This is a genomic window from Arthrobacter sp. lap29 (assembly GCF_032458965.1).
Taxonomy (GTDB): domain Bacteria; phylum Actinomycetota; class Actinomycetes; order Actinomycetales; family Micrococcaceae; genus Specibacter; species Specibacter psychrochitiniphilus.
This window is the reverse complement of the sequence record NZ_JAUCEK010000001.1, coordinates 643,959-658,281: the sequence shown is the minus strand read 5'-3', so window position 1 is coordinate 658,281 and position 14,323 is coordinate 643,959. Positions and strand designations below refer to the sequence as shown.

10 protein-coding genes are annotated in these 14,323 nt (G+C 59.6%); 6 read left to right on the top strand and 4 right to left on the bottom strand.

What is annotated here, in order from left to right:
- The first annotated feature begins 14 nt into the window (after positions 1–14).
- Positions 15–251 (top strand): glutaredoxin-like protein NrdH, encoded by a 237-nt coding sequence (nrdH, locus tag RY113_RS02950; RefSeq protein ID WP_315913280.1) that lies wholly within the window; start codon positions 15–17, stop codon positions 249–251.
- Positions 252–322: 71 nt separating this feature from the next.
- Here the strand turns inward: nrdH and RY113_RS02945 are convergent, their stop codons facing one another.
- On the bottom strand, positions 323–3,541 hold the full coding sequence (locus RY113_RS02945; RefSeq protein WP_315913279.1) for a DNA polymerase III subunit alpha: 3,219 nt from the start codon (positions 3,539–3,541) through the stop codon (positions 323–325).
- A 6-nt stretch (positions 3,542–3,547) separates the two neighbouring features.
- Positions 3,548–3,832: a DUF6504 family protein gene (locus RY113_RS18475; RefSeq protein WP_396334189.1), complete on the bottom strand. Its 285-nt coding sequence runs from the start codon at positions 3,830–3,832 to the stop codon at positions 3,548–3,550.
- 319 nt (positions 3,833–4,151) lie between these two features.
- Here RY113_RS18475 and RY113_RS02940 point away from each other — a divergent pair, with 319 nt between their 5' ends.
- The 5 genes from RY113_RS02940 (at position 4,152) to RY113_RS02920 (ending at position 12,470) form a co-directional block, all read left to right on the top strand.
- Positions 4,152–4,697 (top strand): hypothetical protein, encoded by a 546-nt coding sequence (locus tag RY113_RS02940; RefSeq protein WP_315913278.1) that lies wholly within the window; start codon positions 4,152–4,154, stop codon positions 4,695–4,697.
- On the top strand, positions 4,694–8,281 hold the full coding sequence (gene mobF, locus RY113_RS02935; RefSeq protein WP_315913276.1) for a MobF family relaxase: 3,588 nt from the start codon (positions 4,694–4,696) through the stop codon (positions 8,279–8,281). The genes RY113_RS02940 and mobF overlap by 4 nt, the downstream gene beginning before the upstream one ends.
- A 27-nt stretch (positions 8,282–8,308) precedes the next feature.
- Positions 8,309–8,866, top strand: coding sequence for a hypothetical protein (locus RY113_RS02930; protein WP_315913274.1), 558 nt, complete (start codon positions 8,309–8,311; stop codon positions 8,864–8,866).
- Positions 8,867–9,028: 162 nt separating this feature from the next.
- Positions 9,029–10,405 (top strand): SIR2 family protein, encoded by a 1,377-nt coding sequence (locus RY113_RS02925; protein ID WP_315913272.1) that lies wholly within the window; start codon positions 9,029–9,031, stop codon positions 10,403–10,405.
- Positions 10,398–12,470 (top strand): helicase HerA domain-containing protein, encoded by a 2,073-nt coding sequence (locus tag RY113_RS02920; protein ID WP_315913270.1) that lies wholly within the window; start codon positions 10,398–10,400, stop codon positions 12,468–12,470. Before RY113_RS02925 ends, RY113_RS02920 begins: the two co-directional genes overlap by 8 nt.
- 94 nt (positions 12,471–12,564) lie before the next feature.
- Here the strand turns inward: RY113_RS02920 and RY113_RS02915 are convergent, their stop codons facing one another.
- Both RY113_RS02915 and RY113_RS02910 read right to left on the bottom strand, forming a co-directional pair.
- Positions 12,565–13,065 carry a single-stranded DNA-binding protein gene (locus RY113_RS02915; protein ID WP_315913269.1) on the bottom strand — a complete coding sequence of 167 codons (501 nt, stop codon included), beginning with the start codon at positions 13,063–13,065 and terminating at the stop codon, positions 12,565–12,567.
- A 59-nt stretch (positions 13,066–13,124) separates the two neighbouring features.
- Positions 13,125–14,276, bottom strand: a complete 1,152-nt coding sequence (locus RY113_RS02910) for an ArdC-like ssDNA-binding domain-containing protein (RefSeq protein WP_315913267.1) — start codon at positions 14,274–14,276, stop codon at positions 13,125–13,127.
- Positions 14,277–14,323 lie beyond the last annotated feature (47 nt).

Here is a 14,323-nt window from a genome sequence, read left to right as displayed (position 1 = left end):
GTGAGGCGAGAATAATGATCGTCACGGTCTACAGCAAGCCAGGCTGCCAGCAATGCAAATTCACTTGCCGCAGTCTGGACCATGCTGGCATCCCTTACAGCGTCGTCGACCTGACCACCAACGCCGCTGCCCTCGAGTACGTTCAAGACCTCGGCTACTCCCAAGCCCCGGTCGTCGTGGTCAACGAGCACGACCATTGGTCAGGATTCAACCCCACCGAAATCGAACGGCTCATGCTCGCCATCCAATAATCACTCCAAGTGGGAGATCTAGAGCCGCATGAATACTTCGTGCGGCACTGGTCGGCGACACCACCACCCCGTCATGTGGCTGAAATTTGTGTGAGGTCTTTGGCGTGAGTGGCTTGGAGGGACATGCCACGCGGGCCGGTGCGACGAGTGGTTCCTTCGATCAGGAGCAACCGGGTGTTGAAAAGAATGGGTGGGTCTAGGTCTTTCTGGGCGTCGGCGAAGAAGGTCGCATCGATGCAGCCGGTGCCGTCATCGATGCTGATGAACACAACGCGCTTGCCTCCATGCATGGGCGGGGTTTGTGTAGCGACTCTGACGCCAGCGACGCGCACGAAGGTGCCGTTGCGCAGGCTGAGGAGGTCTTTGGCTTTAGTGACTCCGAGCTCGTCCAAGAGAGGTTGATGGGATTCCATGAGGTGGTAGGTAACGTCTAGGGAAAGGATGTCCAGCTCCGCCCGGGTGACATCTGTGGGAGTCATGTCCGGCTCGTGGGCGATCATGGTGGCGGCGTCGATGGCGGGCAGGAGAAGTGCGAGTTGGCCGGGGATGACGTGTGCCCGTTTGCTGTGGCGCATCGCTTCGTTCCACGCCACCAAGTCTCGTCGGCTCCTGTGACTACTTCCGGTGTAGAGGGAGTCAAGTGCTCCGACCAAGGCCAGACTCTCAAGCGTGGATACCCGCAGACGGGCGCGTTGCTTGAGATCGGCCAATGAATCGAAGGGACGCTGGTTGAGGATGCGTTCGACTTCCTTGGTTTGGATGCCCTTCACATCCGACAGGGACATACGGATCCCCAAGCCCCCATCACCTGCAGGTTCAACGACATACTCGTCCGTGGAAGCGTTGACGTCCAAAGGAAGAATCGGGATACCAAGCCGTCGAGCCTCGGCGACAAGAAGCCGTTTGGGATACATACCGGGATCATGGGTCCACAGTCCGGCCAAGAATTGGATCGGGTAGTGAGTTTTGAGCCATGCAGACTCGTAGGTAGGGACGGCAAAAGCAGCCCCGTGGGCACGGCAAAACCCAAACGAGCCAAAGCCCTTCACAACACCCCACACCCGCTCAACAGTCTCGGGCGTGTAGCCCCGTTGGATGGATTGCTCTCGAAAGTACGTTTCCACGGCAGGGAGTTTGTCTTCGTTGCTGAGATGGCGGCGCAGGACGTCGGCGTAAGCGAGCCCGCAGCCGGTGAAGATGTCAAGGATGCGCATGAGTTGTTCGTGGAAGACCACGATCCCGTAAGTGCTGCGCAGCACAGGTTCAAGGTCTGGGTGGAGTTGGGCGACAGTTTCCCAGCCACCCCGCCGGTTCAAAAATGGTTTGACCATGTCTGCCTGCATGGGACCGGGGCGGAACAGGCTGATGTCGGTGATGAGGTCATCAAAGACGGCTGGCTGGAGTTTGCCGATGAGTTCACGCTGCCCGGGTGATTCGATCTGAAAACACCCCAGTGTCTGGGTGGAGCGGATCAGCTCAAAGGTCGGCTCATCATCCAGCGGCACAGCCTCCAGATCGATACTCTTTCCGGTGGTGCGGTGGATTTCAGTGATGGCGTAGGCCATCGCGGACTGCATCCTCACCCCGAGGACGTCGAGCTTGATCAACCCCATGGGGTCCATGTCGTGCTTGTCGTATTGGGACATGGGCAACCCCATCCCGGAGGGCTGGACCGGGGTACGATCCAACAGCGTCGCAGAGCTGAGGATGACACCACAGGGGTGCATAGAGATGTGTCGAGGTAGCCTGTCTAGGCGCTCGGTGATATCCACCAGAAGGTCTAGCTGCCGGTTACCCTCGACCCGATCGGCCAGATCACGCAGTTCCGGCTTTTCATCCAGCGCTTCCCGAAATTCACTGGCCGAAAACCTCCACAAACCTTTGGCGATCCCGTCAATATCCTGCGGTGCCATACCCAGAACCATGCCAGCATCTCGGGCGGCACCGCGGGCCCGATACCCGGATTGCATCGACATCAAGGTCACGCGTTCAGGGCCGAAGCGCTCGAAAATGCGGTGGTAGATTTCGTGCCGCCTCGCTGACTCCACATCGATGTCAACGTCCGGCAGGGTTTGCCGCTCGGTACTGAGGAAGCGTTCAAACAGTAGGTCGTGTCGGATCGGGTCGACTTGAGAGATACCTAGGGCGTAGTTGACTAGCGAGCCGGCCCCGGAGCCGCGGGCAGCAGAGCGAATCCCCATCTCCCGGATCAGTCGAGTCACCTCGGCCACCGTCAAAAAATAGGAGGCGAATCCCAGCTCGGCGATGGCCGCCATCTCATCCCAGAGCCGGTCCTGCATCACCCCGAAGGAAGTGGAGTCGATCCCCGGATACCTGCTGGACACACCCGCCGTCGCGCGTTCCCACAACTCGGCTAATGGATCGCCCGTGATGCCGATGATGGAGGCCTCCGGCATCACTGGAATTCCCCAGCCTGCATCGCTAACGGGATCAATCCGGCACTTATCCGCCAACTCTTCGGTGTTCGCCAGGAGCGTTCTAGCAGCGCCGGCACCGAACTGGCCCAGTGTAGTAATTTCCGAGGCCAAGGCCTTCATCGTGGTTACGGGTTTGAGCCAACCTTGGGCAGTTGGCTGGACCCCCGTCTCATCCAAACACGCCAGGGCACGGGCCGCGTCAAGAACGTCTGCTGTAATGGCACCATCAGGCTCGGCATATCTAACCATATTGGTTAGCACGGGTGTGAGTCCGGTCTGGGTTGCTAGGCGAAGCATGCGAATGGCGTGAGTATGGCTCAGTGGCTGCCCTGGCTCGGAAAGATGCGAAGCCACCTCAATACGCACGGCCGCAGTCGGAAGTACGCTTAGCCATGCACGGAGCAATGGCAGCCCGTCTCGACGCGATGCGACCCTGCGACCAACGTCTGAGAGTGGGCCGAGCAGCACGGTCCCAACTGGCCCGGAATTGGTCAGCAGATGCGCCGCAATCTCATCCGGACTCACCCCCACCCTTGCTTGGGCGTGAGCAGCGGACACCAACCGGCACAGTGCGGCGTAGCCCTCCCCCTCGTTGTGTCCGTGGGCTAGGACAATGACGCGGCCGGTCACCGCGCCGTCGTCTCCCAAGGTTGCAAGTTCCACACCAAGAACCGGATCGATCCCGGCCCGCTGACAAGCGGCAATGTGCTTGGGAACTCCGTACAAGCCATCACGATCTGTGATCGCCAAGGCGTCGGCACCACCATCCCTCGCCGCGGCGGCCATAGTGTCTGGCCAATCCACCCCGTAGTGGGCGGAGAAAGCGGAGGCAACATGCAGATGAGTGAACATTTTTGCCTAGCCAAGAATCCTAGACAGCCGCCAGTTAGAGTCCTCATGGGTAAGCTCAAAAACTCGTTCGGCAGAACGACCACGGCCCGCAGCAGTTACTCTCCAGATCTCCGTCTCTAAGACCTGAGCGCCAATGCCTTTTTGGATGCGGTTCTGCTCCGTCCACCACGGGCGTCGAATATAGAATCTCAAAGGTAGTTCAGTCATTTGATACCGCCGCGCCCGCCACTCAAACTCCATCGGACTTCCCGCAGCAGTCGTCCGGACACTCACACGCTCATCAACAACCATCGAACACACCTCTAATAACAAATTCACTAATAGAATACGTCTTCGACACTAGAGTGTGCCACTGACATATTCAGACGAAGACCCCTAAGAGCTAGAAAAAGCGACCACACCACCTCACCTCCCACCAACATTGACCCTCCCCACGACCACCGCCAGTTGCCAATCCAACGCCCACCCCCACAGCCAATTCATCCCGCGTCCACCATGAAGTTGCCGTAACCCAAAAACCCTTCACACTGTTGGCACCGAGGTGGGCTGGCGTCACGGCATGCGTGACGGCTGGTCATGGTGAAATCAGTCCGGGACGCCATGGAGGAGTATGACTACGCGAATCTGCCCCGAATGCACCACCGCCTTCACGCCCTCGAGCACACGGCAGCTCTTCTGCCGCCCCGCGTGCGCGCACCGCCAACGGCAACGAAACTACCGGCACACCACCCCAGCCGGACCAGAGGCCAAGACTCGAATTGATCAGTCCATCGCCGACAACCGGGAGGCGATGGCTGCACTCACCGCCCTTTACGAGGCTACGATCCGGAATCTTCGATCCACGCATCAACGCAAGTTCGCCAGGATCACCCGGTCCTTTGAGAGCCAGCTGGCCGCAGCGCATGAACAGCTCAATGAACGTGCCCAAGCCGCGTCACGGGCACAGTCGAAGGCCGATGACATGGAACGCTCGATGCGCCACTTGCAGCGTGAAAACAAACTGCGTGAGCTCAGTGAACGGCAGTCCATCAAGGACATGCAACACCTCGCCGCCAAGGTCCTGACATTGCACTCGAACGCGAACATGCGGCTCGATCCGTCAACTGCGGCGATCTTCGCACGCCGAGGCTGGAACACGGAAATGGGCACGTCATGACCGTCTCCATAGCCCGCCTCTCCACCGAGGCCGGCGTCGCCTACCTCCTCAAGACCACCAGCCATGCCGACGTCGAAACCCGGGACCTCACCGGCTACTACACAGACGCCAGTAACCCACCCGGGCAATGGCTCGGCAAAGGACTTCCCGGCATTGGCACAACTCTCCACGACACGGTCACAGATGCGGCGGCGAAGGCCCTCTTTGAACGGGGCGAACACCCCACCACGGGCGCATCCCTAGGTAGGACGCCTAACCAGGCGTCCACCGTCACCGGCAGGAACGGGCATCCCGTACGCCGTACGGCGGTGGCCGGCTTCGACATGACGTTCAGTGTGCCGAAATCCATCTCCGTGCTTTGGGCCCTTGGCAGTGACGAGTGCAAGGACAAGGTCATGGCAGCCCACCACGCGGCACTCGAAGCCACGTTGGCTTGGCTGGAGACGTCCGCCATCCACACCCGTGCCGGCCACGGCGGTGTCGCCCACGTCGGCGTCCACGGTGCCATCGCGGCGGCTTTCGACCATTGGGAGTCCCGCTCCGGGGACCCCCAGCTGCACAGCCACGTCGTCATAGCCAACCGGGCCCAACGCGTCAGCGACGGCGCCTGGACCACCCTTGACTCCCGCACGCTCTACAAGGCCACCGTGGCCGCCAGCCAACATTACAACGGGCTCCTTTTCGATCGGCTTGGCCTGGATCTGGGAACCGAGGCTGAGGTTCGCACACCCACCAGCGCCATCCACAATTTCAGTTTCGAACTCTCCGGCGTGGACGATGAACTCATCCGCGAGTTCTCCAGCCGGTCCCGGTTAATCGATATTGAAGCGGCCCGCCTCATCCACGACTGGTCGGAAACCCACGGCCGCGAACCCGGCAACGCCGTCAAACTCAAACTCCGGCAGCAAGCAACACTGTCCACACGCACCGCCAAGAACCACGACGTCGTCCCCCTCAACACCCGCACCCGGCAATGGCGAGAACGAGCCCAAGCCAAGGGCTTCGATCCCGAGGCCGTGCTGTCAGCAACCATCAACCGCTCCCACAACCGCCCACTTACCTCCTCCGACACCGACGCTGCCTGGATCACCAGCACCGCCGGACTGGTGAAAGACCTGGTCGCCCGGCGCCGAGCCACCTGGAACCGGTGGAATCTGATCGCCGAAGCAGAACGGGTGTGCCTGGAAATCCGCTGCGCCACACCCGCCGACCGCCTCCAGCTCATGGAGGCCATCGCCACCGCTGCCGAGGAACAATCCGTCGCGCTCAACGAATTCCGCTACAGCATCCCCACCACTACTGCACCCGACCTGAACTTCAACGGCCGCAGCGTCTTTGATTTGGCCAGCGCCCACCTCTTCACTGATGTCTCCACACTGACGAATGAGGAAGCCATCATGAAAGCCCACACAAACGACGCCGGCCCTCACCTCAATCAAACAACGGTCCAGGAAGCCCTCCAACAGTTCATCAGCCGCCGCGGAGAAGCCTTGCAAGGCGAACAGCGAAGGACCGCCGAGGCGGTCTTGGCCAGCGGGCGGCGGCTAGACGCCGTCGTCGGCCCCGCCGGAACCGGAAAAACCACCACGATGAGCGCCGTCAAAACCCTCTGGGAAGCCCACTTCGGGACAGGGACCGTCTTGGGGCTCGCCCCCGCTGCAGCCTCTGCCGACGTCCTCGGCCGCGAGCTCGAACTGGCCACGGACAACGTGAGCAAATGGCTCTACGAATCCACCGGCCCAGGCGCCGCCATCCGGGCCGGACAGTACATACACGCCGCGGAACGCTACCAGGAGGCCAGCCAAGCCCCGCGACAGGACACTCAGGCCCGGAAGGCCATGGCGCGTCTCGCGCAGCGCCTGAGCGCCCTTACATCGACCCAAGCAAAGTGGCAGCTTCGTCCGCACCAGCTGGTCATCATCGACGAAGCATCCATGGTCTCCACCTACCAGCTCGCCGCCCTGCTCGATCAAGCCTCATCCGCCGGGGCCAAAGTCTTGCTCGTCGGTGATCCGGCTCAGCTGGACGCCATCGACGCCGGCGGCGTCCTCGGGTGGCTGGACAGGACGGGATGCGCACAACGTCTCACCACCGTCTGGCGCTTCACGAACGACTGGGAACGCACCGCCTCCCTGAAACTCCGCAAGGGCGACATCGACGTCATCACCGAATACAAAGCCCACGAACGCATCAGCAGCGGCACCTACAACGCCATGGTCGATGACGCCTACAACCGCTGGGACGCCGACACCCGCACCGGCAAGACATCGATCCTCATCGCCCCCGACAACCACACCGTCGCCATGCTCAACGAACGAGCCCAGGCAGACCGTGTCAGCGCCGGCGCCGTCGACGCAGAAGCCACCGTGGACCTCAGCGACGGGCTCCACGCCGGACAAGGTGACACCATCCTCGCCCGGCGCAACGACCGGCACATCCTCGACGACACGGGCGACTTCATCCGCAACGGCACCCTCATCACCATCTCTGATTCGCCCAACCCCGATGGGTCGGTCGAAGGGATCCGCTACGACAACGGCGCAAGAATCCTCCTCAACGCCGGGTACCTTGCCGAGTCCGTGGAGCTCGGCTACGCCACCACAGCCCACCGCTCCCAAGGAATCACCGTGGACACCGGCCATACCCTGGTAAGTGAAGGCAGGCTCACCCGGGAACTCTTCTACGTCTCCATGACCCGCGGGAAAGCCGGCAACCACGCCTACATCAGCGAACCCGACCCCCGCGACCACCACGGCGTGGATCCGTCCTCCCTGCCGGATTGGCGGCAAATCCTCGGCACCGTACTCTCGGCAGAAGGTGCCGAACACACCGCCCATGAGGTCCGCGAAGAACAACACAACCAGGCCAACTCCCTGTCCCGCCTGCTGGCAGAGCATGACTACCTGGCCCAGGTCGCCGCGTCCGACGACGTCACCCATCTCATCAAAACCCACTCCCCCGAGCACGTGACCGAGATGCAGGCGTCCCCATCCTGGGGCGCCATGGTTGCATCCTGGCGGCGCACCGCGGTCGCCAACCGAGCCCTCGCCGAGCAAACCCTGGCAGGCGGGCTGCAACCAACAGCTGGCGCCCGCGACGTTGCCGCCATTGTGCATTCCCACCTGCAGGCGCTCCAGCGGCGGCTACCGGCCACTGGAACACTGGGGCTTACGCCTGAGGCCGTGCCCACAGACCGGGAAGAGCTCCGTGAACTGCTCAACGACGTTCAGCAGCGGATCACCAAGCGGCTGTCCACAGTGGCCGTCCAAGCCCTCGCCAACGAAGAGCCTTGGATGGACCAACTCCGTGCACAAACCAGCCTGCAAGCCAACGGCGGGGCGTGGAAATCCCTGGTGCGGGACGTCGCCGGCTTCCGGGATCGCTGGGACATCGACAACCCTGCCCTGCCCCTCGGGGCGCCTCCCAGCGCGACGGATTGGGAACAGTCCGACCAGCGAGCCCGACTCGAGGTCCGCATCACCGCCGCCAAGAGCAGCACGCCCACTACAACCTTCTCGACGATTCCACCTGAGCTGACAGCCCAACCACACACACGGCTGCCCGTTGTCGGCCCCTCGCTGTAAAATCGGTACATAGGCAGAGGTCGAGTCATGCGAACGAATCCGATGGTCAAGCCCCAGACCTCATCCGGCTGGGCAGTCACACTCACCGTGATCAGCTGCGTGTGCTTTGCCATTGCCATTCGCTTGTTCCTGTCCCAGCCGTCCTCCGCGGCAGTCGGATGGGTGTTGGTGGCTGCAGCCATTATCCTAGCTGGAGTCGCAGCAACCATTTGGTTTATAAAGATCCGTCGAACGAAGGCATGGATCATCAACGCTGTCCAACAATGGGAACACTTCTCCACCGTCAAGAGCCAGCTCGGAGTTACCACCGAAGTTACGGTCGTGGACATCCATGCGCTGGACCCTACAGGCACCTGGGTCACCATCCGCTGGGACAAATTCGGATACGTGCAACGGGCCTGGATGGAAGCGATACCGGATGAAATTTGGCGAGGATCAGTCCTCCTAATCTCGCCCGATCCTGCCCAAATCCAGGTACACGGCCCTTGGCCCGATATTTACTACCTTATGGCGACTGACTACCACTCATTTGCAGCAGCAGAAGCGCTCCCCTACTTCAGGGATCGCGTCGTCATAGCCCAATGAGCGTGCGCTGTCGCATTGTCGCACTATGATCAGTGTTTGAATGGTATTTGCGGCATTGCGGAGCCTCTTGCGGCTGGAATCTACCGGGCGATTGCGGGCATGCAAGCGATAGGCGCATTTCCAGTGGCTTTTCTGCATAGACCTCGACGAGTAGGAGCACAAGTGATCGACATTGATTCTGGTAGCGAAGTTCGTGGAATTTTTATCGCTGGCGGCATCGTAAAGTCACGCCTTACAGATCTAGACCGCCACGTAGTCGAAGACTATTTGGCCTCCCTGCTTCAAGTCCAAAATCTTGTAGTTCTCGTTGGGTCAGGTGCTTCCTTTCACCTCGGCTCACCGCAGACTAGGAATCTCAACAATGCAGCGGTGCAACAGCTCATCTCCAACGCAGGCCATAGCGTTGACGAGATTGATTCCGAATTATTGTCCTTCCTAAACCCTGCTGACAAAGGAGATTTGGAGAAACTTCTGAACGGTCTCCAGCTGGCCGCGTCTCTTGCTGACCAAGCCGGCCTCACAGAGGTAACGTTTGGTTCTGGGCCCAGTGCCAAGGGCTTCACGAAGGATCAGATCCAACAGTTGAAGGGCAAGATTAATGTTGCCTTTGCCCACGCCTGCCAGCTCCCGTCACCGGACACCGACCTTAAGGACCCACTCGCGGCCCACCGCAAGTTCCTATCGCGAATCGTCCGAAGCAGACGAGCGAATCTGCCCCGTCCCAAAGTTTTCACGACCAACTATGACTTAGTTATCGAGCGCGCCCTTGACGAGCTCGGATACCCCTACATTGACGGTTTCAGCGGCACCGTCGACCGACGACTTAACCTCGCATACTATGGCCTGGACTTCCATCGCGTTGAGACGACATCGCAGCAGGTAGTTGCTCGTGCCGACAGCGCCCTCTATCTCCACAAAATCCACGGAAGCCTCAATTGGAAAGCAGCTACAATCGGTTCATCTGGTATCCGAACACTTGAGATTACTCAGGTTCAAGAAGGTAGCGCCACAATCGATGAGCCAGTACTTATTTATCCCACAACCGCAAAAGAGGGAGACTCGCTCTCCTACCCCTATTCGGACCTTATGCGTTTACTCAGCGATGCTGTCCAACAAAGTGACACAGCTGTCTTGACGATTGGCTATGGCTACGGCGACCCACACATCAATCGAATCCTGTTGCGTAGCCTCGCGATCAACCCGGCTATTAGTGTCCTCGCTATCGACCCATATGCAGTGCTCGATAGAGACTCGACGCTGAACAACGCAATCCTTGACGACGACTTAGTCGGCAGCACGCTAGCAGCGCGCAATCATGAAGTTCTCAACACGCCAGTCGCGGCGCTTGCTGCAGGCGACGACTCCCGCATAGCGGTCCTCACAGGTAAGGCTGGTGAATTCGTTCATATGGTCGAACTCCTCCCACAGCCTGCCTTGAATGTGAATGTAAACGCGCCCGCCGCTGTGATGAATCTGATCGAGTCACTCGAGCGCTTTGTCGAGGCACTTCCTGAGAAAGATGGAGCTGGCGATGAGTGACGTCGGCGTCATCGGCCGAGTCACGGCTGTGCAGAGCACCACGCTTCGAATAGCGCTCGACATAGGAGCGAAAGGATTTACCAAAGTGGGTCCCGACGGGCTCCAAACCGTTGGGGTCGTCAACTCCTATGTCACGGTGACTGCTGGCGCACATCGCGTCGTTGCCATCGTTACGGGCGTATCAATTACGAACCGCCCGGATGCCACCGACCGCCGAAACTTGTTGAGCGAAGACGATCAGAGTGCGTACGAACTTGAAGCTGCTGTCGTCGGGCGATTTGAAGGAGGAAAATTCAAGTCTGGGTTGACGGCTTACCCTTCACTTCATGCGCCAGTTCGATCCGCTACGACCATTGAAGTAAAGAACATCTTCCTGCCCAATAAAGTGCCAACTATTCGGCTCGGCTCCTCCGCAGTTGCGACCGAACAGGACGTTTATCTCGATGCAAATCTGCTTCTTGGTCATCATTGCGCAGTTGTTGGGTCAACCGGCTCGGGTAAATCTTGCACGACAACGGCATTGATCGATGGACTTATCGAGAACGATATCCCAAACGGCCACATCGTTATCTTCGATGTTAACGGCGAGTATGCCCAGTCTTTTGCAAGCGACACGGCACGTGGTAAGAAGACCAGAACACTCATTCTTGGACCACAGCCTGGCCCCGATTCAGGATTATTCCTGCCGCATTGGTTCATGAACAATGAAGAACACCTTTCGCTGTTCCGCGCGAGCGAAGGTGTTCAAGCGCCAGTGCTTCAGCGAGCCGTTGCCGATGCTCGCATTGCAGATGCGACTTCTCCAGTGGAAGCTGACCGTCTCGAAAATGTGAGAATCACTCTGGGAATCATTGAGACCTACTTTACGAATACAACTGATGCTGAAGGCCCCGCATACCGGCAGCTTGAGACGCTTGGCACTCTTCTGTCATTTCAGGCACAATCGGATTCACCGATAAAGGCGTACTGGGAAGCGATGGCGCCCTTGGTCCCTATAGCCATCGCTCACTCCGGAATTGAGAACAAATCAAAGTGGGCGCAACTAACGCCCAAGCATCGTGACGTTCTTGGAACTTTGATCCGTGAACTCAACGGACACGTGACCGCTGCACTCAGCGCACTCGGACTCGGCAGCGGAGCCACTGGCGCCGATTTCGATGCTCCTGTCTACTACGACCTGCAGAAGCTCTGCGACTATTTCCTACCGAACCGAATCCAGTTCGAGCAGGCTAACGATAACAAGATCGCTAGCTACGTCGCGACTCTTCAGATGCGGCTCAGCCGATTGCTTGCCGACGGTAGATACGACTTCATGTCCCGAATTGAGAAGCACCAGGACCCCCTCGGAACCTATCTCCGCGCTCTCATGGGCGCCGATCCGACGCTTGGTAACGACGCATCTGACTGGCCCGCAGCAGATATTTATAGGACACAAGTAGCTGAGCATGTTCGCGGCCCATCAGTGACGATTTTTGATCTGAGTTTGGTAGCAAGTGACGTCCTCGAAAACGTAACCGCCCTCCTCGGACGTCTCCTATTTGATTTCGCCGTTCGAAGCGATCCAAGGGCTGCCCACCCGGTGCTACTCGTGCTGGAAGAAGCGCACCGTTTCATTCCCGCTCGTAGAGAAATTAATGGTGCTGGAAGCCGATCTACTGCGGTTTTCGAAAGAATTGCAAAAGAAGGCCGCAAATTCGGACTGTCACTTCTTTTAGCGAGCCAACGTCCAAGCGAACTAAGTGAGACGGTCGTCGCACAGTGCGGAACAGTGATCGCTCACCGACTCACTCACGAAGCCGATCAGACTCTGCTTCGGCACGCAACGGCCCTCAGCTCTCGTGCACTTCTTGATCAGTTACCTGGGCTTGCGCAACAACACGCTCTAGTAACTGGGGTTAGTACGGGAGTACCGGCGGCAGTCCGCATCCGTGATGTGGTGAATCCGCCTAAGAGCAATGATCCAGACTTCATCGCTACATGGGCCGATGGCTCTAGACTTAAACTCCTCCCGAGTCATATTGATCGAGTTGTCGCAGGATGGCAAGGAGACAGTGCACCAAGCTAACCCCGGCGACATCTCCAGTGACAACGAACGAACTCGCATAATAGGGGCTTTGGGTTCCCTGCTGGCGGCCGAAGGAACGCCGCCCATTCAAGCGTCACATTTGCAGGCCGTTGGAGTTAGTTCCTCCCGCCGACGGCGATGTGACTGGCATTGTTGGTACCCACCCCGAACCATTCGTGACTCCTGTCTCGGATTGGACATGGTCGGGGCTTCCCATGGTTACCGTCGGCATTGCCTTGGGTGTCCGCTCGTAGGAGGTTGTTCCAAACCGGAGGTCTGGGCCGACGACTTCGGCAACGATGCGCCGGGCTTCGTGCTGGGCGCCGTCCTTTTCGTAAGACCTGAATTCCAGGTCGCCAGTAACGGTGACGGGGTCTCCCTTCCTCAGGGAGGATGCCACGTTTTCTGCCAGTGCCCTGAATGCGGAGACGTTGTGGAAGACAGGGACGCCGTCGCGCCAGGTGCCGTCGGCTGCCTGGAAGCGCTGGTTGACGGCGACGCGCAGCTTCGCGTGGGCGATGCCGGACTCCCCGTAGGAGAGTTCCGGATCGGCGACGAGGTTGCCGTGGATGCTGACTGGGATTCTGGTGCCCATTTTCTTTCCCTACCTTTCTTGGTCCCGGCCGGTGTGCCCGGCCGGGTGGCTTGCTTGGCTTATGACGCGTCGATCTTCGGCGCGGTATCGGGTGTTTGGTGGCCGGCCACCGGACCGGTGAGGTCGCCGCGTTCGTAGGCGACGGCCACTCCTGCCGAGGCTGGTTTTCCTCCCAAGTTGTGCGGCTGGGTGATTTCTAGGATGGAGCGGCAGGCGGATGTGACTCGTGCCAAGGTTGACCGGGCTATCTCAAGCCTGCTGACTGACTTTTTCGCTGCCACTGGACCGGACAGACTGGATTGTTCGACTGCCAATATTTGGTCAGCCCATCCTGCGAGGTAGCTGCCTGATTGGGCACTGCGATCGATTCCGTGGGCGCGCAATACCGTGTAGGCGACGGATTCGGCTTCGACTTCGGCCAGGCCGCGATGGTCCAGTCCACTGCCGTAGAGTTTCCCGAGTTTGTCGTCGGGGCCGTGCAGGCAGACGTGGCCGAGTTCATGGGCCAGCACGGCGACGCGTTGTTCTTGGTCCAGCCAGGCGCCAACCTGGATCTTGCGCCCGGCGAAGTCCGTGTATCCGCTCGAGAGCCCGTATTGGCTCATTGATTGCTCAACGGTGAATCCTTGGTTCTGTGCGAATGTCACCAGCGACGACCACAACCCCATAGGTGAAGATTCAACGTCCACCATGGGACGCGGAATGTAGATGGGCTGTCCTTCTGTTTGGGACACGTCGAAGACGGATTGGGCCCGCCATCCAACAATCTGTCGGCGATCAGCTTCCTTGGTGCCGCCGCTGCCCTGCTTTGAGATATCTGGCGTTGGCTTGGCGTCAGCCTTCGGGTTCGCTTCCGTGTTTTTGGTTGCTGTTCGTGGTGCGAGGACCCACAGTGCGTGTTCGCCTTTGAGTACGTTGCGGCTGTGGCGTTCCCACTCTCGAAACCCTGCAACGAGCAGGGGTTGCTGTTGCCCGCGGCCTTCCATTTGTGCCATGAGCAGGGCGATGTTGCCGCCGGAGTATCGCCATAGGGTCGCCGAGGTGTCCAGGAGCATGTGCCAGCGTCCTGGGGTGGAAATGGCGTTCTCCAGCAGGGTCTGCAGTTGCTGGGTTAGCCCGGCCAGCCGGTCCTCATTGCTCGGACGTGGGCCGGCACGGCGCTGGCCCACTTCCTCCTTGCTGTCCGGGTGGTTGCTTGTTTTAGGGGCCACGGCGGCCGCCTCCCTTACTTCTAAGAGTTATCTCCGTTTTTGCGGTG